Here is a 19,556-nt window from a genome sequence, read left to right as displayed (position 1 = left end):
CCCGGCCGGAATTCACGCCACAGCCATACCCACAACGCTCACCTACGTGCTGTCAGTCGGTCAGGCGCAGGAACGTGATCGAGTACGGCGCGAAGTCGTACACGAACTCGTCGGCGCCGCCGTCCCACGTGCTCTCCGTCGGCACCACCCGGGTCGGGTTCGCCTTGGTGTTCATGGCCGACGGCGGCCCGCTCATCTCCGTCACGCCGACCTCCGGCGCCACCTCGTAGCCCGCGACCGACACGGACGTGCGGGCGACGGAACCGTACGGGTTGACTACCTTGAGGAGCAGGTCGCCCGTCTCCTCGTCCGTGGTCACCACCTGGTAGAGCGACTGCGTGACGGGCTCCGTGTAGGTCAGCTGGAGCGCGCCGTCGAGGTACAGCTCGATGGTGCGGCCGCTCACCACGATCTTCACGCGGTAGTCCTGGCCGGTGACCAGCGAGTGGCCCTCGACCGCCGCGACCTCACCCTGCCGGGCGCCTGCGGCCCGCTCGAGCGCCTGACGCGTGTTGCCCCAGCCGCCCAGGTTCCACCAGTAGAACTGGTCCGCCGCGCCGGCCGCGAAGCCGACGAGGAAGCCCTCGCCACCGGCCAGCTTCCGGGCGTCGAGCTCGAGCGTGTAGTTGTCCCAGTCCCGGCCGTACGCGTCGGGGATCAGGGCACGTGCGTCCTCGACCGTGGTGCTCGACTGCACGTACTCGCCGTCCTGGACCGCCCAGGTGCCGCGCTCCGGCGTCCAGGCCGAGGCCCCGGAGAAGTCGTCCGAGTACAGGACCTCACCCGTCTCGTTGTCGGTGACCACGACGTCGTCGTACGCCGCCGACGTGAGCCACGTCGAGAGGAAGACGCCCCCGGAGAGGTCCTCCGGCGTCGCCTCGGGGCCCACGTGCTCCGACGGGACCACCTGGTCGCCGGTGTTCGTCATGAACATCTGCTGCGTGTAGTAGCTCGTCGAGCCCCAGGACTCGTCGTTGTCGAACCACATCATGTCGGGCGACCACTGGACGTAGTCCTCGTTGGCGAACATGGGCGCGTACGCCGCCAGCTCGACCAGGTCGGCGTTGCGCTCGAGGCCCGTCATGTAGGCGGCCTCCGACAGCGCGTTGGACCACGCGTTGCCCCGGGAGGCGTACTCGCCGAGGAAGACGTGCGGGCCCTCACGGTCGTAGGAGTCGTACCGCTCGGTGTTGGCGAGGAACCACGACGGGTCGTTGTAGTAGTGCTCGTCGACCATCGCGACGCCCTGCTCGCGGTTGAACTCCCAGAGCTCGTCGAACCGCGCCCCGGTGTCGTCCGGGCCCGAGTTCGAGATCACCGTGACGTCCGGGTACGCCGCCTCGACGGCGTCACGGAAGCGCGGGAAGTTCGCCTGGAACGTGTCGGTGTTCTCCTCGTTGCCGAGGCCGATGTACCGCAGTCCGAAGGGCTCCGGGTGTCCGAGCGACGCACGCACCGCGCCCCACTCGGTGTCCACGTCACCGTTGGCGAACTCGATGAGGTCGACGGTGTCCTGGACCCAGCGGTCGATGCGCTCGTCGTCGGTCATCTCCGGGATGCGCGATCCGCAGCCGTTGGCGCCCACGGAGAGCACGGGCAGCGGGGTGGCGCCCAGGTCCTCGGCGAACTCGAAGTACTCCAGGTACCCGATGCCGTACGACTGGTTGTAGCCCCAGAAGTTCCAGTTGGTCGGGCGCTCCTCGACCGGGCCGATGGTCTCCTTCCACTGGTACGTGCGCTGCCGGTCCTGGCCGTCGGACTCGAGGTACGTGTCGAACGTGCCCACGTTGGTGACGCAGCCGCCGGGGAACCGCAGGAACGACGGCTCCAGCGCGGCGACCTTCTCCGCCAGGTCCTTGCGCAGCACGGACCGCCCGTTGACGGGGCCCTCCCACGTGTCGCGCGGGAACAGGGAGACCATGTCGAGGCGCAAGGTCCCGGCCGCGCCGCCCGTCACCACGAGCCGGGCGTCGTTCGCCGTGCCCGACGACGTCAGCTTGCCCTGGTACTTGCGCCACCGGTCCGTGCCGTTCACCCGGACGGTGTCCGTGCCGTAGACGACCGACCCGTCGGGCGACTCGAGCGACACGGTGAGCGTCTGCTTCTCGTCGGTGCGCGCGAACACCGAGAAGTCGTACCTGGCGCCCTCCTCGACGGCCACGCCCTCGTTGTAGGAGGAGTTGGAGACGCCCACGCCCGGGCCGTCCGCGGTCACCGTGAGGTACGCGCGGTTCGAGTCGTTGAGCCACTCCGAGCGCTCCGACTCCACGGCCACGGTGCCCGACGCGCCGCGCTGGACCGGCGTCCAGGCGGTCATCCCCGTGAAGGACGCGTTGTCGGCGGGCGCGAACTCGAACGAGCGGTTCCGCACCAGCTCGGCGTACAGGCCGCCGTCGGCCGCGTAGTTGATGTCCTCGTAGAAGATGCCGTAGAGGTCCTGGCTCATCTCGGTGCGCGCCGCGTCGGCGTCGACCGTGATGGCGTGCTCCTCGATCACCGGCGGGGCCTCTGTCGCGGTCACCGCGAAGAAGTCGAAGGTGGCCGCGAGCGACGCGCCGGACAGCGCGCCCAGCGCGTAGAGGCCCACCTGCGTGACGCCCCAACCGAGGTCGGACGACCGGGCCACGACCCAGGCGCCGTCGGCCCAGTAGCTCGTGGTGACCGTGGCGCCGGTGCGCTGCACGCGCAGGTACTCCGACGTGGAGCCGGGCCGGGCCGTGAAGGTGGACCCGTACGCAGCGCCCGTCTCGACGCCTGTCTCGATGACGACGGGCCCCTCCGCGGCGAAGCTCACGTGGGTGAGGCCGGAGCGCACGTAGTTGTCGAAGTCCTGCCAGGCGAGGATGCCCGCGCCCTGGAAGTCGCCCGTGACGGGGGCGGTCACCCGGGTGACCGCGGTGAAGTCACCCACGGGGACGTCGATCATCAGCAGGTTCTTGGCCGTGTTGTCGGCCTGGTAGGTGTCGCCGGGGAGCGAGGTGATCGTGAGGCCGCCGTCGGCCACGGTGACCGACGCGGGCTCGGCGTTGACGACCGTCCACTCGCCGCCGAGCGCGGAGCCGTCGAAGTCGTCGACCCAGGCGCCCTCGGGGATCACGCCGGCCGGCGCGTCGGCGACGCTCGCGGCGGTGGTCGCGGCGGTGGTCGCGGCGGTGGTCGCGGCGAGGCCTCCCGCGGCGACCGCCGCCGGGACGGAGGCGGGCGCGCCCGCTGCGGCGCCCGCCAGCGGGGTCACGAGGACGAGGGCGAGTCCGGCTGCGGTGCCGGCTCTCAGGATGGTGCTCATCGTGCTCCTTCCTACATCGTTGTACTTTCGGTGCCGAGACAGTCGCTCCGTCGGACGGAGCGACTGTCTCGGCGAGGTGGCCCCGCGCGGGGGCCGGGAACTACGTCAGCGGGACCACTGCTGGTTCGTGGCGCCGCTGCACGTGTACGTCAGCACCGCGGCGCTGTTCGCCGTCGACGCACCGTTCACGTCCAGGCACCGGCCCGTCGACCGGACCGCGATCCGGTCGTAGCCGCCCGACGACGTCACGGTCCACTGCTGGTCGGTGCCGGTGTCGCACGTCTCCTGGGTGACCGCGCTGCTGCTGGTCGCGGCCTGGAGGCAGAGGCCGCTCTGCACGCCCTGGAGCCGCACGTAGCCGGAGCCCGCGTCGACCGTGCGCCACTTCTGGTTGGCACCGCCGTTGCAGGTGTACTGCGTGATCGCCACGCCGGTGGCCCGGGACTGGTTCGGCACGTCGGCGCACTTGCCCGAGTGCCGCGCCACCAGGGAGCGCGACCCGTAGGCCGCGAGGAGCCGGTCGTACTCGGCCTGCGTGACCGGCAGCACGGTGCCGTGGCGCGGGCTGGCCGGCAGGTCGAACGACGAGACCTTGGTCCAGGTGGTGGCGCCCAGCGAGGTGGCGGTGAACGGCACGTAGCCCTGCCCCCCGAACTCGTCGAGGAACAGGTACCAGCGGTTCTCCGTGTTGGACTTGAAGATCGTTGGCCCCTCCGCGGCGCTCACGCCGGGGTTGGACGACGTCGTCTTCCCGATGCACGTCTGGATCGGCGACCAGCTCGTCGAGGTCAGCGACGTGGACGACTCCGAGAAGATGAACTTGCCGCACGGCGTCGACGACGTGGTGGACCGCTCGTCCTTGGTGAACCGGTAGTAGGTGCCGCCGTCCTTGGCCACCGTCGAGTCGATCACCGAGTAGCCGGGGTCCTTCCAGACCTGGGCGGGCGTGAACGTGTTGAAGTCGGTGGTGGTCGCGTACATCATCCGGTTGTACGACGACCCCGTGTGGTTGGGGTCGCTCGCCGCGTAGAGCTTGGACGCCCAGAACACGACGAAGTGCCCGGCCGCGTCGTCCCAGTACGCCTCGGGCGCCCAGGTGTTCCCGGCCGTGGCGGGCGAGACCAGCTCGAGCCGCGGCGCGGACCAGGTCACGAGGTCCGTGGACTCCCAGACGACGATCGACCGCGACCCCGTGCGCTGGGCAGCGTCCCAGTTGCCGTTGCCGTTCATCTTGAGGTCGGTGGCGATCTGGTAGAACTTCCCGCTCGTGGGGTGGCGGATGATGAACGGGTCCCGCACGCCGCCGGTCCCCACGGTGGACGTGAGGATCGACGCGCCCCCGTTGAGCTCGTCATACCGGACCGGGTCGTTGCCCCGGCTGAGGGCGAAGTAGACCCGCTCGCCCGTCGCCGTGCCCTCGCCCGTGAAGTAGGAGAACAGGTAGCCCGCGTACGGGTCGGCCGCGGAGGCGGGGGCAGCCCCCGCCGTCAGGCCCACCAGCAGACCGCCCACCATCGCCGTTGCGGCCGCGGCCGCGCCCAGGCGCCTTCGGATGTCTCGCACCATAGTTCCTCTCCGTTGGGGTGTGGTACCCCGTGGCGGTCGCCACGAGCCTGCGGCCCGATCCCCGGGGTACCCCGGGGATCGGGCACCGAGCATCAGGTGGCGCGGGACCGCCGGGCGCTGAGGGTGCGCTGGAGCAGCACGAACACCAGCAGCACCACGCCGATGAGCACCTTGGTCCACCAGGACTGCAGGCCCTCGCGCGCGATGACCACCTGGAGGAGCCCGTACACCAGCACCCCGGCCGCGGAGCCCAGGACGAACCCGCCGCCGCCCGTGAGGAGCGCGCCACCGATCACCACGGCGGCGATCGCGTCGAGCTCCATGCCGATGCCCGTCAGGTTGAACCCCGACTTGGTGTACAGGGCGAAGAGGATGCCCGAGATGCCCGCGCACGTCCCGCTGATCACGTACACCCACACGCGGGTGGACGCGGCGCGCAGGCCCATCAGCGCGACGGCGTTGCCGCCCGCACCGGAGCCCAGCCCATACACGGTGCGGCCGAACCGCGTGTGGTGCAGGATCACGAACGCGGCGACGAGCACCGCGAACGCGATGAGCATCGACAGGTTGATGCTCCAGGACTCGCGCCCCTCGCCGAACTTCAGCTTCCAGGCGGCGAGCTCGGCGAAGCCCTCGTGCTTGATGCCGAGGGACTCCACGCTGACCACGTTGCACAGACCTCTGGCGAGGAACATCGCCGCCAGGGAGGCGATGAACGGCTGCACGTCGAAGTACTGCACCATGACGCCGATCAGCGTGCCGAACGCCGCGCCCACCAGCACCCCGATCGCCAGGACCGCCCAGAGCGGGACGCCCGCGATGAGCAGCGTCGCCGTGGTGAGCCCCACCAGGGCGACTACCGCACCGACCGAGAGGTCGATGCCGCCCGTGATGATCACGAACGTCATGCCGACGGCGAGCACCAGCAGGTACGAGTTGTCGACCAGCAGGTTCGAGAGCAACTTCATCGACAGGAAGCTGCGCCTCTCGGAGTAGCGCAGCTGGCCCACCACGAGGATGAGCAGCAGGGCCACCAGCGTGCCCGTGACGGGCAGGTAGCGCGGGTCCCGCAGGCGGGCGCCCCACTGGGACGCGGTGGACAGGGGGGTCAGCAGGGCGGTCATGACGCCTCCTGGGTACGGGGACGTGCCGGCACCAGGCGCCCGACGGCGCCCGTGACGGCCTTGCGCAGGCGCTCGGAGGCGGCCAGGCAGACGATGATGAGGACGAGAGCCTTGAACAGCGGGGTGATCTGCGACGGGATGTGGAAGATGATCACGGCCCGCTCGATCGTGGTGAGGAGCAGCGAGCCGACGACGACGCCCGCGAGCGAGAACTTGCCGCCGTCGAGCCGCGTCCCGCCCAGGACGACGACCATGATCGCGTCCAGCTCCTTCATGAGCCCGATGTTGTTGGCGTCGGCCGCCATGGTGGGGGCGCCGTAGACCAGGCCCGCGAGGCCCGCGAGCAGGCCGCAGATCGCGTAGACCGACCACTCGAGCCCGCGGGCGCGGACCCCCGCGAGACGGCTGGCCTCGCGGTTGATGCCGATCGACTCGACGAGCATGCCGAGCGCCGTGCGACGCACGAGCACCGCGACCAGCACGAACACCACGACCCCGATCACCACGGGCGTCGGGACGCCGAGCACGAACCCGGAGCCGATCGACTTGAAGGCCGGGCTGGCGGTGGTCGTGATCTGGCCCTCGGTGACGAGCATCGCGATGCCGCGGCCCGCGACCATGAGGATCATCGTCGCGATGAACGGCTGGATCCCGAGCGCCGTGACGAGGAAGCCGTTGAACGCGCCGATCAGCAGGGCCGTGACGAGGCCGATCACGACGGCGACGACGGCGGTGCCCGCGCCGGGCCCGGTCGCGTCGATGTAGGTCAGCGACACGGCGAGCGAGATCGCCATGACCGCGCCGACCGACAGGTCGATACCGCCGGTGGCGATCACCAGGCACATGCCGAGCCCGAGCAGCAGCGGCGTGACGCTCTGCCGCAGGATGTCGATCGGCTGGCCGAACAGGTGGTCGTCCTTGATCGTCACGTCGAGGAAGCCCGGGCTGTACACGCCGCAGGCCAGCACGAGGACGACCAGGGCGGCGACCGGCCAGAACAGGTGGTGCTGCGTCACCCGGCGGAGGTTCGCCAAGAGGCTGGGCCCGCTGGGCTTCGGTGCGGCGGCCCTGGGGGCGCGAGCCGCGGTGGGTGCGCTCACGACGCCCTCCCTGCGATGGTCTCGAGGACCGAGTCGACGGTCACGTCGGGTCCGTTGTGGATCTCGCCCGCCACGCGACGGTCGCGCAGGACGAGGATGCGCTCGCTGATCCGCACGACCTCCTCGAGCTCGGACGAGATGAACATGACGCTCAGCCCCTGGTCGGCCAGCTCGGTGACGAGCTTCTGGATCTCCGCCTTGGCGCCGACGTCGATGCCGCGGGTGGGCTCGTCGAGCATCAGCACCTTGGGCTGCGTGGCGAGCCACCGTGCCAGGAGGACCTTCTGCTGGTTGCCGCCCGACAGGTTGCGGACGAGCGCGTCGGGGTTGGCGGGCCGGATCTGGAGGGCGGCGATGTAGCGCTCGACCACCTCGTCCAGCTCCTTGGCCGGGATCCTGCGCAGGGGGCCGCGGCCCGCCTGGAGGGCGAGGGCCATGTTCTCGCGGACCGTGAGGTCCCCGATGATGCCCTCCTTCTTGCGGTCCTCCGACGAGTACACGACCCCGCGCCGGAGGGACGTGAGGGGGGTGGGGGTCTTCGTGTCACCCCGCACCGAGAGGGTGCCCTCCGCAGGCTTGTCCGCCCCGAAGAGGAGGCGTGCGAGCTCGGTACGGCCCGATCCCAGGAGCCCGGCGACGCCCACGATCTCACCCTCGAACAGGTCGAGGTCGAACGGTGCGGCCGACCCCGGCCGGCCCAGGCCTCTGGCGGTCAGCACAGGGGTGGTGCGGTCGTGCTCGGCCGCGGCGACGCGGGCCGCCCGCTCGCTGACGTCGGCCAGGATCTCGCCCGCGCGGCCGACCATGGCCTGGACCAGGTCCAGACGGCTGAGCTCGGACGTACGGTGCTCGCTCACGAGCTGACCGTTGCGCAGGATCGTCATCCGGTCGCTGATCTCGTACACCTGGTCGAGGAAGTGCGACACGAAGAGGATCGCGACGCCCTCGTCCCGCAGGCCCCGGACCACCCGGAAGAGCTCGGCGACCTCGGCCTTGTCGAGGCTCGAGGTGGGCTCGTCGAGGATGAGCACGCGGGGGCGGACCACCATGGCGCGCGCGATGGCGCAGAGCTGCTGCACCGCGAGCGAGTGGGCGTCGAGGGACGACCGGGGGTCGAGGTCCAGCCCGAGCCGGGCCAGGTGCTCGCGCGCGGCGCGGCGGGTGGCGGCCCAGTCGATGAAGGGTCCGCGACGCACCTCGTTGCCGAGCATGATGTTCTCCGCGACGGAGAGGTTGGCGCAGAGATTCACCTCCTGGTACACGGTGCTGATGCCCGCTGCCTGGGAGTCGGCGGTGCTACCGAAGTCGACGTCCTTGCCGGCGACCCGGACCGTGCCGGCGCTCGGCTGGTAGACGCCCGTGAGGATCTTGATGAGGGTGGACTTGCCGGCGCCGTTCTCGCCCATGAGGGCGTGCACCTCGCCGGCGCGGAGCGTCAGGTCGACGCCGTCGAGCGCCTTGACGCCCGGGAACTCGATGGTGATCCCTCGCATCTCCACGACGGGAGACTGCCCGGGGCCGTGCTGGTCGTTCATGCTGAGCCTTCCATCATGGCGAGCGGGGCCGGGCCCGCCGGGACGTGTCCCGGCGGGCCCGGACTCCGGCCGCCAGGGTCCGTCAGAACGCCCGGGCGTCGATCTCTTCCTGCGTGATCGTCTGGTCGAACGCCTTGTCGACCACGATGGTCTCCTTGGGGACCTCCTCGCCGGCGACGATCTTCTTGATGGCGTCGGCGATCTGGTCACCGAAGGCCGGGTTGCACTCGACGACGTAGTTGAACTTCTTGTCGTGGAGGGCCTGCAGGCCGTCCTTCACGCCGTCCACCGTGACGATCTGGATGTCGACGCCGGGGACCTTGCCCGCGGCCTCGATGGCCTCGATGGCGCCGAGACCCATGTCGTCGTTGTGCGCAAAGATCAGGTTCATGTCCGGGTAGGCCTGGAGAGCCGCCTCGACGGCCGCCTTGCCCTCGGCCCGCGTGAAGTTGCCGGTCGCCTTGCCGATGATGTTCTCCTCGCCCACGACGGAGTCGAAGCCCTCCTCGCGGTCCACCTGCGCGCCGGAGCCGAGCGTGCCCTGGAGCTCGAAGATCTTGGCGTCGGGAGCGTTCTCCACGACCCACTCGCCGGCGGTGATGCCCTCCTGCTTGAAGTCGGCACCGATCCAGGTGACGTACGGGTCCTCGACGGTCGTGTCGACCGTGCGGTCCACGAGCACCAGCGGGATCTCGGCGTCCTTGATCTCCTGGAGCACCTCGTCCCAGCCGGTCTCGATGACCGGGGAGAACGCGATGACGTCGACGTCCTGCGCGATGAAGTCGCGCAGGGCCTTGATCTGGTTCTCCTGCTTCTGCTGCGCGTCGACGAACGTGAGGTCGAAGCCGTTCTCGGCCGTGAGGTTGGCCTTGACCGACTCCGTGTTGGCCGTGCGCCAGCCCGACTCGGCACCGAGCTGCGAGAAGCCCACGCTGATCGTGTCGCCGCCACCGGCTGCCTCGCCGCTGCTGCACGCGCCGAGCGCGAGCAGCGAGGCTGCGGACACCGCCGCCAGTGCGGTACGGGTGAAGGTCTTGCGTGCCATGTCTCTCCTCCTTGAGATCCCGAACGACGACGTGCGGGACGTGACGGGCCTGCGTCTTCGCGACCCACTGGCGCCCATGTTAGCGCTCACATGTGAGCGCGAACACGCCCTGGTACGTCACTTTTGGGTAACGATCAGGGATTTTTAGTTCAATGGATCGTCAGATCAGGGTGGGGAAGCGAACAGGCAGCTGTTCCCCGTCTCGCGGTGAGACGGGGAACAGCTGCCTGTTCGGAGGGGGCGCGGCCCGTGGTCGGGAACGACCGAGGGGGCTGGGTCAGAGGCCCTGGGCCATCCGGTAGTAGACCTGGTTCCAGCGGACCTGGTCCGCGAAGCCGCGGCGCGTGGTGTCCTCGTCGATGACGAGGAGCTCCGTGCGCGCGATCTGCGCGAAGACCTCGAAGGCCTCGACGCCCGCGGCGGTGGAGAGCACCGTGTGGTGGGCGCCCCCCGCCGTCAGCCACGCCTCGGCCGACACCGGGAACGACGGCCGCGGCGCCCAGACGGCGCGCGCGACCGGCAGGTGCGGCAGGTCGGCGGGGGGCGTCACGACGTCCACCACGTTCGCGGTGAGGCGGAAGCGGTCCCGCATGTCGGCGAGCGAGACGACGACGGCACCCTCGGTCGCGTCGGCGTCGAACACCATGCGGACCGGGTCCTCCTTGCCGCCGATGCCGAGGGGGTGCACCTCGACGCGGGGCTTGGCCGTGGTGAGCGAGGGGCAGATCTCCAGCATGTGCGCGCCGAGGATGAGCTCCTTGCCGGGCGTGAGGTCGTACGTGTAGTCCTCCATGAGCGACGCGCCACCGGGCAGGCCGGCGCCCATCACCTTGGCGGCCCGGACCAGGACGGCGGTCTTCCAGTCGCCCTCCGCGCCGAAGCCGTAGCCCTTGCTCATGAGGCGCTGCACCGCGATGCCGGGGAGCTGGCGCAGCGCGCCGAGGTCCTCGAAGTTCGTGGTGAAGGCCTTGGCGCCCAGGTCGCCGAGGAAGCCCTCGAGCGCGAGCTCCTGCCGCGCGGCGTAGCGCAGCGACTCGTGCCGGTCGCCCCCGCTGCGCAGCTCGGGGACCACGTCGTAGAGGTCCTCGTACTCGGCCACGAGCGAGGTCACGTCGGCGTCGGACACGGCGTCGACCGCCGCCACGAGGTCGTTGACGCCCCACGTGTTGACCGAGACGCCGAACCGCAGCTCCGCCTCCGTCTTGTCGCCCTCGGTGACCGCCACGTTGCGCATGTTGTCGCCGAAGCGCGCCAGCTTGAGCTCGTGCGTGGCCGCCCAGCCTGCCGCCCCGCGCACCCAGGTGCCCACGCGCGAGGTGACGGCCGGGTTCGACACGTGCCCCACCACGGTGGTGCGCGCGACGCCGAGGCGCGTCACCAGGTACGCGTACTCGCGGTCGCCGTGCGCGGCCTGGTTGAGGTTCATGAAGTCGAAGTCGATGGTGTCCCACGGCAGCTCGACGTTCGCCTGCGTGTGCAGGTGCAGCAGCGGCTTGCGCAGGGCGTCCAGCCCGGCGATCCACATCTTGGCCGGGCTGAACGTGTGCATCCAGGTGATGACGCCCAGCACCTTGTCGTCCGCGGTGGCGTCCAGCATGGCGCGGCGGATCGAGCCGGAGTCCTTGAGGACGGGCTTCCACACGATGCGGGCCGGCACGTCGGACGAGGCGTCGAGCGCCCGGGCGACCTCCTGCGACTGCTCCGCCACCTGGCGCAGCGTCTCCTCGCCGTAGAGGTCCTGGCTGCCGGTGAGGAACCAGACCTCGCGGTCGGCGTAGGGCTTGTCGGTCATGGGTATTCCTTCCGTTCGGGGGCGGACGCGCACGGGGGAGCGCGCCTGCGCGGCCTGGCGTCAGTGCTGGCCGTAGACGTTCTGGTAGCGGTCGTACAGGGAGTCGATCGCGGCGGGGTCCATCGCGACGGGCTCGCCGAGCTGACGGGCGATGTGCACCGTCCTGGCGACCTCCTCGCACATGACGGCGGCCTTGACGGCGGCCTTCGCGTCGCGGCCGATGGTGAACGGGCCGTGGTTCCGCATGAGCACCGCGGGGCTGCGGTGGCCTGTGAGGGTCTCCACGATCCCGCGGCCGATGGAGTCGTCGCCGATGATCGCGAACGGCCCCACGGGGATGGGGCCGCCGAACTCGTCGGCCATCATCGTGAGCACGCAGGGCACCTCCTCGCCGCGCGCGGCCCAGGCCGTCGCGTACGTCGAGTGGGTGTGCACCACGCCGCCCACCTCGGGCATGTTCCGGTACACGTAGGCGTGCGCGGCAGTGTCCGACGACGGCGCGCGGCTGCCCTCGACGAGGTTCCCGTCGAGGTCGCACACCACCATGGCCTCGGCCGACAGGTCGTCGTACGAGACGCCCGACGGCTTGATGACGAACAGGTCCTGGCCGCCCTGCTCGTCCGGGACGCGCTCCGACACGTTGCCGGCGGTCCACACGACGAGGTCCCACCGGGGCAGCTCGGCGTGCAGCGCGGCGACGCGCACCTTGGCGTCGTCCACGGCGGACCGCAGGTGGGCGGGGATCTCGGTGAGCGTGCTCATGCTGCGGAGCTCCGTTCCTTCCGGTTCTGGATCGATTCGGTCGCGGCCCGCTCGATCGCGAGGCCGGCGCTGTACTGCTCGAGGTAGGCGGCAAAGCCGGCCACGTCGTCGGCGGCGGGCTCCACGACCTCGAGCGGTGCGTCCGCGAACACGCGGTCGTTCAGGTAGGTGCCCAGGTCCACCTCGCCCGAGGCGCGGAGGTAGGCGGCCAGCACGGCGACGCCCCAGGCGCCGCCCTCGGCCGCCGTGCTCCCGACGGCGACCGGCGCGCCGATCGCCGCCGCGAGGAACCGCTGGGCCACGCCCGCGGTGCGGAAGAGGCCGCCGTGGGCGAACATCGCGTCGAGGGCGACGTCCTCCTCGGCCAGGACCTTCATGCCCAGGGCGAGCGTGCCGAACACGCCGTAGATCTGCGTCCGCATGAAGTTGGGGAGCGTGAGGCGGCTGTCGGCGGTGCGGACGAGCAGCGGGCGCCCTTCCTCCAGGCCGGTGATGGGCTCGCCCGCGAGGTAGTTGTAGGCGAGGAGGCCACCGCCGTCGGCGTCGCCCCCGAGGGCCGCCGTGAAGAGCGCGTCGAAGACCTCGTCCGGCCCGGCCGGGCTGCCTACCGCCGTGGCGAACTGGCCGAACAGCTCCGCCCAGGCGCCCAGCTCGCTGGCCCCGTTGTTGCAGTGCACCATCGCGACGAGGTCGCCCGCCGGCGTGGTGACGAGATCGAGCTCGTGGTGGACGCTGCTCAGCGCCCGCTCCAGGACGACCATCGCGAAGATGCTGGTCCCCGCGCTCACGTTGCCGGTGCGCGGCGCCACGGAGTTGGTGCCCACCATGCCGGTGCCCGCGTCGCCCTCGGGCGGGCACAGCGGGACACCCGGCTGCAGGGTGCCGGTGGGGTCGAGGAGCGCGGCACCCTCGGCGGTCAGGCTCCCGGCCTCCCGGCCGGCCGGCAGCGCCTCGGGCAGGAGCGCCCGGGTCGTGAGCCCCGGGCGGTGTGCCGCGAGCCGCTCGTCGAACAGGCCGAGCAGGCGCTGGTCGTAGTCCCTGGTCTCCGGGTCCACGGGGAACATGCCGGACGCGTCGCCCACACCCAGCACCTTGCGGCCGGTCAGGCGCCAGTGGACGTAGCCCGCGAGCGTCGTGACGTGCGCGATCCGGGGGACGTGGGGCTCGTCGTCGAGGATCGCCTGGTACAGGTGGGCCACCGACCAGCGCAGCGGGATGTTGTAGCCGAACAGCTCGGTGAGCTCGGCGGCCGCCCGCCCGGTGCTGGTGTTGCGCCAGGTGCGGAACGGCACCAGCAGCTCGTCCTGGGCGTCGAACGCCAGGTAGCCGTGCATCATCGCCGAGACGCCGATGGCACCGAAGGTGGTGGGGCGCACGCCGTACCGCTCCTCGACGTCCGCCACCAGGCGGGCGAAGCAGTCCTGGAGACCGGCCCAGACGGCGTCGAGCGAGTAGGTCCAGACCCCGTCCACGAGCTGGTTCTCCCAGTCATGGCTGCCGGTCGCGATCGGCGCGTGGTCGGGGCCGATCAAGCACGCCTTGATCCGCGTCGACCCGAGCTCGATGCCGAGCACCGCCCGGCCAGAGGTGATGACCTCCACGAGGTCGGTGGCCTCGTCCTGCTGCACCATCGCTGCTCCGTCCTCGCCCGCGTCGTCGCGGGCGTTGCTCCTGCGTACCGACAATCCGATGTTAGCGCTCACATACTACCCTGCCCCCGACGAGGCAACACGCCTTCTTCAACGTTGTAGAGAGAGGGTACGTCTCATCATGAGCCTGGCGCACCTCACGGGGGTGCGCACACCGGGTCACGCCGGTGCGCCCGCGCTCTGTCGCTCGACCAGCGTGGGCGGGATGAGCTCCGCGCCGACCTGACCACCCGCGACCGCCTCCAGGAGGAGGGCGACGCTGCGCCGGCCCAGCTCGTCGAACGGCTGGCGCACCGTCGTCAGCGGCGGCACGAAGTGGCCCGACCCCGCGACGTCGTCGAAGCCCACGACCGACACGTCGCGCGGCACGCTGACCCCGCTCTCCCAGAAGGCACGCAGCATGCCGAGCGCCAGGTGGTCGTTGGCGGCGAAGATCGCCGTCGGGCCGCGACCGGTACGGATCTGGCCGGCGAGGTCCAGACCCACCTCGTAGCCGCGGTCGGCGGTCCAGTCGGCGCCCACGGGCTCCGGCGGCGTGATGCCCCGCTCCTGGTGCACCGCCCGCCAGCCCGCCTCACGCTCCACGGCGTCGAGCCAGTCCCCCGGCCCGGAGACGTGCAGGACCGACTCGTGGCCCAGGTCGAGCAGGTACTCCGTGGCGAGGCGCGCACCCAGCCGCTGGTCCACCGCCAGGGGGATGGTCGCCGCCTCGGTCTCCCCCGCGGCGATGAGCACCACGGGCACCGGCGCGCGGAACTCGTGCACCGCCGCGGCGACGTCGGCCTGGGGCGCGATCACCACGATGCCCTCGACCGCCTGGTCCATGAAGTGGTCGAGCACCCGGTGCATCGTGGCGCCGTCGTACTGCCGGATCGTGGCGACCGAGACGTACCACCCCTGCTCGCGCGCGGCCTCCTCGACCGCGATGAGCGTGCTCGCGGGGCCGAAGAGCGCTGAGCCCGTGGTCACCACGCCGATGGTCGCGGAGCGCGCCGTCGCGAGCGCGCGGGCGGCCACGTTGCGCCGGTAGCCGAGCGTCGCGATCGCGTCCAGCACACGGCGCCGCGTGTCGTCCCGCACGCTGGGGTGGTCGTTGAGGACGCGGGAGACGGTCTGGTGGGACACGCCCGCCAGGGCCGCGACGTCCGACATGGCCGGAGGGCGCACCGGCCGGCTCGCCGGGACAGCCGCGTCGCTGCGGCTCCCCACGCTGCCCGTGTCGGCGGGTCGTTCCGCCGTTGCTGGATCGTTCACGGGCCCATCCTGCCTCGTTCCGGGCTGAATGTGTGCGCTCACATGATCGAGCGCGTCCCGCTCACCCTCCTGAGGGGTCCAGAGATCCACCTTCCGGCGGATGTGCGAGGCCGCCCGGCGTGGTGTCGTTGAGGTAGCCCACGAAGGAGACACGCATGCTGACGCTCGCCGAAGAGTTCCTGCTCCTCGCCCTGGACGACACCACCGGCCGCCCCGTCGTCGACTCCACGCGGCTCCACGCCGCGATCGCCGGAGCGGCCCTCGTGGAGCTCACGCTCCAGGGATCCCTCGAGGTGGCCGAGCACGACACCGACGTGCGCCGGGGCCGCTTCCGTCGCACCGGGCAGGCGGACCTGCACGACCCGCTGCTCGCCCAGATCCTCGACGACGCCCACGACCGCAAGCCCAAGGACGCCGTCGCCCGGGTGTCGGGGCAGGCGCCCTTCCGGAACCACGCGGGCCGGCTCAAGGACCTGCTCCTCACCCGCCTCGCGGAGCAGGGGGTGCTCCGGCCCGAACCCGCACGGATCCTCGGGATCTTCCCCACCACCGTATGGAAGCCCCACACGCCGAAGGTCGAGGCGGCCGTGCGCGAACGGGTGCGCGCGGCGCTCGTCGCACCGGCCCCCGACCCGAGCCCGGTCGTCGACGCACCGCCCGCGCCCGCAGATCTTCTCGACCCGCGGACGGCGGCCCTCGTGTCGCTCCTCGCCGCGACGGACCTCACCCACCGGGTGGTCCCCGACCTCGACAAGCGGGCGGTGAAGCGCCGGGCCAAGGAGATCGCGGCCGCGGGGTGGGCCGGTCCTGCCGTCAAGCGGGTCCTCGACGACACCACCGCCGCCATGACGGCGATCATCGCCTCCACGGCGGCGGCCGGTGCCGCTGCGAGCTCCTGAGCAGGGTCAGCCCCGGCGCGTCACCGCCTCCCTCCGTGCCGCGAGCAGCGCGACCGCGCCCAGCACCACGGCGGGCACCACGACCCACGCGAGGTGCAGCCACACAGGTCCCGAGGCCGCGCCGGTCCAGAACTCGACGTCCGACGCCGGCATCACGAGCCCGTAGGCGAGCCGTCCGAAGTGGAAGGTGGGCAAATACCGTGCGACGTCCTGCAGCACCTCCGGCAGCTCACCCATGGGGACGAAGAAGCCGGAGGCGAAGGCCAGCGGCAGGAACACCAGGTTGGCGACCGCTGCCGCCGCCCGCGGGCGGGCGACGAACGCGATCGCGAACCCCAGGGTGCTGAACGCCAGCACCCCGGCGATCATCACCGCCGCCAGCGCCGCCCACCGCGCCGGGTCGAGGACCACGCCACCGGCGCCGGCAGCGACAGCGAACATCACGACGATGATCAGCACCGCGTAGACGACCGCGCTCACAGCCTTGGCGGCGAGGTAGACCCACGTGGGGTACGGCGTCGCGCGCAGCGTGCGGATCCAGCCCCGCCCGCGGTCCTTGGCGATGTCCTCGCCGAACGTGAAGATGGCGAGCGACACCACGCCGTACGCGGAGATCGAGACGAGCATCGCGAGGCCCACCCGGGTCCCGCCCGGCAGCTCGGTGGACGCGTTCGGCAGGCCGAACATGGCGTACAGCAGCACAGGGATGGCGATCGCGCCGACGGCGAACTCGACGGACCGCAGGCCGGATCGCACCTGGGTGACGGCGGTGAGCGCGAGGAGCCCGAGCACGCCGCCGTTCCGCCGCGGTTCGCGCCGGGCGCCGGCGACATGCGGGGCACCGGCCGCGTGGCCGCGCCCCGCCGGCCGGTCCGGTCCCGCCGGCTGGTCCGCTCGGAGGGTCGTCATCGGTCGTCTCCCTTGTCGAGGGCGGAGGACGTCTCCGCGGTGAGCGCGAGGAAGACCTCTTCGAGGTCCTCGTCGCCGTCGTGCGTGAGGGCGTCGGCGGTCGTGTCGGCGACGAGCCGGCCGCCCGCGATCACGAGGACCCGGTCGGCGACGGCCGACGCCTCCGTGAGGTCGTGCGTCGCGAACAGGATCGTGGCCCCGTCCCCGGCGCTCGCCCGGGCCTGCTCCCAGAACGCCCGCCGGGACGCCAGGTCCATGGCGGCCGTGGGCTCGTCGAGCAGGAGCAGCTCCGGCGCGCCGACCAGCGCCATCGCCAGCAGCAGGCGCTGACGTTCGCCGCCGGACAGCGTGGTCACCGTGCGCCCTGCTCGCTTCGTCAGCGCGGCCCGCTCCAGGACGTCGTCGGTGCCCAGGGCCCGGGGGTAGGAGCGGCCCACGAGGCGCACCACCTCGCGCACCGTGACCTGCTCCGGCAGGCCGGCGGACTGCAGCATCGCGCCGACCCGCGCCCGCACGCCGCCTCCGGGCCGCCGGCCGAGCACCTCGACCGAGCCCGCCGTCGGGCGCACGAGCCCGAGCAGAAGCTCGAACGTCGTCGTCTTGCCCGCACCGTTGGGGCCCAGCATGGCGACGATCTCGCCGCGTTCGACCCGGAGGTCGAGCCCTGACAGGACCGTCACCCCGGTGTACTCCTTGCGCACGTCGCGCATCTCCACCACTGGCATGTCGTGGCCTCCTTCCAGCCACCACCACGCTAGGAATCGCGGGGCCGTTCGCGGATGTGCCGGTCGGCACCGGTCGCACCCATGACCAATGGCACCTCCGGGCGCGCGGAGCGCCTCGTAGCATGCAGGAGTGACCCCACGTGACGAGCGGCTGAGCGCTGCGGGCGGGCTCCTCGCGGCGCTCGTGGTCGGCCTCGGGATGCTCCTCACCTCGGCCGGTGCCAGCCCCGACCCGGGGCGCGCGACGCTGTGGTGGATCGCCTACGGCGTCTTCGTCGTGGTGTTCACGCTCGACAGCGGCCTGCTCCCCGGCGGTGTCCGGCTGCGGCTGCCGGACACCGTCACCGTCGTCGCCCTCAGCGCTTCCCAGACCGTGGTCTGGTTCCTCGCACCGAACGAGGGCCTGACGGCGATCCTGTTCGTCGTCACCGCGGCGACGTCGGCCTTCGTCCTGCCCCGCCGGGGCGTCGCGGCGGTGATCGCGGTGAACACGGTGGTGATCGCCATCGGCGCCGCGATGGCCATCCCGACGGTGCCGGCGGTCGTCTTCACGACCATGACCTACCTGTCGTTCCAGCTCTTCGCCGTCATGGTGATCCTCGGCGCCCGCCGGGAGGCCGAGGCGCGCGCCGCCCTGGCGGTCGCCCACGCCGACCTGCGCGCCGCGACCGCCCTGCTCGGCACGTCCACCCGTACCGCCGAACGCCTGCGGATCGCCCGCGACCTCCACGACGTGATCGGCCACCAGCTGACGGCGCTCGCCCTGGAGCTCGAGGTCGCGTCGCACCGCGCGACGGGGGACGCGCTCGAGCACGTGACGCGCGCCCGCGCCATCGCGAAGGACCTCCTCGGCGACGTCCGGGCCACGGTCGGCGCGCTCCGCGACGCCCCGGCCGGGCTCGAGCCCACGCTGCGGGCGCTCGTCGAGCGTGTGCCGGGCCTCGACGTCGACCTGCGGGTCGACGAGCGGCGCCCGCTCGGGGAGGTGAGGACGATCGCCGTCGTGCGGTGCGTGCAGGAGGTGCTGACCAACGCGGTGCGGCACGCCGCCGCGTCCCGCCTGCGGATCGAGGTGACGTCCGACGACGAGGGCGTCGTCGTGGACGCCCGCGACGACGGCCACGGGTCGGCCGGCGTACGCCTCGGCAACGGCCTCACCGGCATGGCGGAGCGTGCCGCCGAGCTCGGCGGCGAGCTGCGGGTCGACTCCTCGCCGGGCGAGGGCTTCGGCGTCGTCGTCCGGGTGCCTGCCGCATGATCCGGGTCGCCGTCGTCGACGACCAGACCCTCGTGCGGCAGGGGATCCTCAGCCTGCTCGGGCTCTCCGAGGAGATCGAGGTGGTCGGGGAGGGCGAGGACGGCGACGACGCGCTGACGCTCGTGGAGCGCGGCGACGTCGACGTGCTGCTGCTCGACCTGCGCATGCCCCGCCGCGACGGCATCGCCGCCCTCGAGGCGCTGGCCGAGAGAGGCTCGCGGACGCCGGTCCTCGTCCTGACCACCTTCGACGACGACGAGCTCGTGCTGCGGGCGTTGCGCGCCGGGGCTCGCGGATACCTGCTGAAGGACGTCACGCTCGACCAGCTCGTGGGCGCCATCCGCTCGCTCGCGTCCGGCGGCGTGCTGCTGCAGCCGGGCCTGACGGACCGGCTCTTCCGGGCGGTGTCGGGCCGGCCGGGCGGCACCACGGGCTTCGAGCGGCCGGAGCCCCTGACGGCGCGCGAGCTCGACGTGCTGCGGCTCGTCGCCGCCGGCTACTCCAACACGGAGATCGCGTCGGCCCTGCACCTCGCGGCGGGCACCGTGAAGAACCACCTGTCCAGCGTGTTCCTCAAGCTGGGCGTCCGGGACCGCACGCGCGCGGTGCTGCGGGCGCTGGACCTGGGCATCCTGGGCGGGGGCGGGTGAGC

15 protein-coding genes are annotated in these 19,556 nt (G+C 71.8%); 3 read left to right on the top strand and 12 right to left on the bottom strand.

The window, feature by feature from the left end; translation table 11 throughout:
* Positions 1-52 precede the first annotated feature (52 nt).
* The 10 genes from AC060K_RS10735 to AC060K_RS10690 all read right to left on the bottom strand — a co-directional run bounded on the left by AC060K_RS10735 (position 53) and on the right by AC060K_RS10690 (position 15,011).
* The gene (locus tag AC060K_RS10735; RefSeq protein ID WP_483765417.1) at positions 53-3,286 is read right to left on the bottom strand and encodes an alpha-L-arabinofuranosidase C-terminal domain-containing protein; all 3,234 of its coding nucleotides are present in this window, start codon (positions 3,284-3,286) and stop codon (positions 53-55) included.
* A 105-nt stretch (positions 3,287-3,391) separates the two neighbouring features.
* Positions 3,392-4,849, bottom strand: coding sequence for an RICIN domain-containing protein (locus AC060K_RS10730; protein WP_483765416.1), 1,458 nt, complete (start codon positions 4,847-4,849; stop codon positions 3,392-3,394).
* Between the two features lie 95 nt (positions 4,850-4,944).
* Positions 4,945-5,976, bottom strand: coding sequence for an ABC transporter permease subunit (locus AC060K_RS10725; RefSeq protein WP_483765415.1), 1,032 nt, complete (start codon positions 5,974-5,976; stop codon positions 4,945-4,947).
* Positions 5,973-7,076, bottom strand: a complete 1,104-nt coding sequence (locus AC060K_RS10720; RefSeq protein ID WP_483765414.1) for an ABC transporter permease — start codon at positions 7,074-7,076, stop codon at positions 5,973-5,975. The genes AC060K_RS10725 and AC060K_RS10720 overlap by 4 nt, the downstream gene beginning before the upstream one ends.
* A complete protein-coding gene (locus AC060K_RS10715; RefSeq protein WP_483765413.1) occupies positions 7,073-8,611 on the bottom strand; it encodes a sugar ABC transporter ATP-binding protein in 1,539 nt (512 codons plus the stop codon). Before AC060K_RS10715 ends, AC060K_RS10720 begins: the two co-directional genes overlap by 4 nt.
* A gap of 82 nt (positions 8,612-8,693) precedes the next feature.
* Complete coding sequence (locus tag AC060K_RS10710) at positions 8,694-9,656, bottom strand: ABC transporter substrate-binding protein (protein ID WP_483765412.1); 963 nt, start codon at positions 9,654-9,656, stop codon at positions 8,694-8,696.
* Between the two features lie 277 nt (positions 9,657-9,933).
* Positions 9,934-11,448 (bottom strand): L-arabinose isomerase, encoded by a 1,515-nt coding sequence (gene araA / locus AC060K_RS10705; RefSeq protein ID WP_483765411.1) that lies wholly within the window; start codon positions 11,446-11,448, stop codon positions 9,934-9,936.
* A 60-nt stretch (positions 11,449-11,508) separates the two neighbouring features.
* A complete protein-coding gene (locus tag AC060K_RS10700) occupies positions 11,509-12,210 on the bottom strand; it encodes an L-ribulose-5-phosphate 4-epimerase (RefSeq protein WP_483765410.1) in 702 nt (233 codons plus the stop codon).
* Positions 12,207-13,841: a xylulokinase gene (locus AC060K_RS10695; RefSeq protein WP_483765448.1), complete on the bottom strand. Its 1,635-nt coding sequence runs from the start codon at positions 13,839-13,841 to the stop codon at positions 12,207-12,209. Before AC060K_RS10695 ends, AC060K_RS10700 begins: the two co-directional genes overlap by 4 nt.
* A gap of 177 nt (positions 13,842-14,018) precedes the next feature.
* Positions 14,019-15,011: a LacI family DNA-binding transcriptional regulator gene (locus AC060K_RS10690; RefSeq protein WP_483765447.1), complete on the bottom strand. Its 993-nt coding sequence runs from the start codon at positions 15,009-15,011 to the stop codon at positions 14,019-14,021.
* A gap of 257 nt (positions 15,012-15,268) precedes the next feature.
* Between AC060K_RS10690 and AC060K_RS10685 the strand changes: the two genes are divergently transcribed.
* Positions 15,269-16,012: a GOLPH3/VPS74 family protein gene (locus AC060K_RS10685; RefSeq protein ID WP_483765409.1), complete on the top strand. Its 744-nt coding sequence runs from the start codon at positions 15,269-15,271 to the stop codon at positions 16,010-16,012.
* Between the two features lie 6 nt (positions 16,013-16,018).
* Here AC060K_RS10685 and AC060K_RS10680 read toward each other — a convergent pair whose 3' ends face one another.
* Both AC060K_RS10680 and AC060K_RS10675 read right to left on the bottom strand, forming a co-directional pair.
* Entirely contained in the window at positions 16,019-16,921 is a 903-nt protein-coding gene (locus AC060K_RS10680; protein WP_483765408.1) for an ABC transporter permease, read from the bottom strand.
* Positions 16,918-17,646, bottom strand: a complete 729-nt coding sequence (locus AC060K_RS10675; protein WP_483765407.1) for an ABC transporter ATP-binding protein — start codon at positions 17,644-17,646, stop codon at positions 16,918-16,920. Before AC060K_RS10675 ends, AC060K_RS10680 begins: the two co-directional genes overlap by 4 nt.
* A 130-nt stretch (positions 17,647-17,776) precedes the next feature.
* On the opposite strand from AC060K_RS10675, the gene AC060K_RS10670 reads away from it, so the two are divergent.
* Both AC060K_RS10670 and AC060K_RS10665 read left to right on the top strand, forming a co-directional pair.
* Complete coding sequence (locus AC060K_RS10670) at positions 17,777-18,904, top strand: sensor histidine kinase (RefSeq protein WP_483765406.1); 1,128 nt, start codon at positions 17,777-17,779, stop codon at positions 18,902-18,904.
* The gene (locus AC060K_RS10665) at positions 18,901-19,554 is read left to right on the top strand and encodes a response regulator (RefSeq protein WP_483765405.1); all 654 of its coding nucleotides are present in this window, start codon (positions 18,901-18,903) and stop codon (positions 19,552-19,554) included. The genes AC060K_RS10670 and AC060K_RS10665 overlap by 4 nt, the downstream gene beginning before the upstream one ends.
* The last annotated feature ends 2 nt before the right edge of the window (positions 19,555-19,556 follow it).

It is taken from the genome of Antribacter sp. NEAU-D49 (assembly GCF_057158775.1).
The sequence above is the reverse complement of the archived record's forward strand: the minus strand, read 5'-3'. Positions and strand labels throughout refer to the sequence as shown.

Excerpts from the sequence above, each read along its gene's own strand:
- AC060K_RS10735 (WP_483765417.1), bottom strand. The coding sequence starts at position 3,286 with ATGAGCACCATCCTGAGAGCCGGCACCGCAGCCGGACTCGCCCTCGTC.
- AC060K_RS10725 (WP_483765415.1), bottom strand. The coding sequence starts at position 5,976 with ATGACCGCCCTGCTGACCCCCCTGTCCACCGCGTCCCAGTGGGGCGCC.
- AC060K_RS10715 (WP_483765413.1), bottom strand. The coding sequence starts at position 8,611 with ATGAACGACCAGCACGGCCCCGGGCAGTCTCCCGTCGTGGAGATGCGA.
- AC060K_RS10710 (WP_483765412.1), bottom strand. The coding sequence starts at position 9,656 with ATGGCACGCAAGACCTTCACCCGTACCGCACTGGCGGCGGTGTCCGCA.
- araA (WP_483765411.1), bottom strand. The coding sequence starts at position 11,448 with ATGACCGACAAGCCCTACGCCGACCGCGAGGTCTGGTTCCTCACCGGC.
- AC060K_RS10700 (WP_483765410.1), bottom strand. The coding sequence starts at position 12,210 with ATGAGCACGCTCACCGAGATCCCCGCCCACCTGCGGTCCGCCGTGGAC.
- AC060K_RS10695 (WP_483765448.1), bottom strand. The coding sequence starts at position 13,841 with ATGGTGCAGCAGGACGAGGCCACCGACCTCGTGGAGGTCATCACCTCT.
- AC060K_RS10690 (WP_483765447.1), bottom strand. The coding sequence starts at position 15,011 with ATGTCGGACGTCGCGGCCCTGGCGGGCGTGTCCCACCAGACCGTCTCC.
- AC060K_RS10685 (WP_483765409.1), top strand. The coding sequence starts at position 15,269 with ATGCTGACGCTCGCCGAAGAGTTCCTGCTCCTCGCCCTGGACGACACC.
- AC060K_RS10680 (WP_483765408.1), bottom strand. The coding sequence starts at position 16,921 with ATGACGACCCTCCGAGCGGACCAGCCGGCGGGACCGGACCGGCCGGCG.
- AC060K_RS10675 (WP_483765407.1), bottom strand. The coding sequence starts at position 17,646 with ATGCCAGTGGTGGAGATGCGCGACGTGCGCAAGGAGTACACCGGGGTG.
- AC060K_RS10665 (WP_483765405.1), top strand. The coding sequence starts at position 18,901 with ATGATCCGGGTCGCCGTCGTCGACGACCAGACCCTCGTGCGGCAGGGG.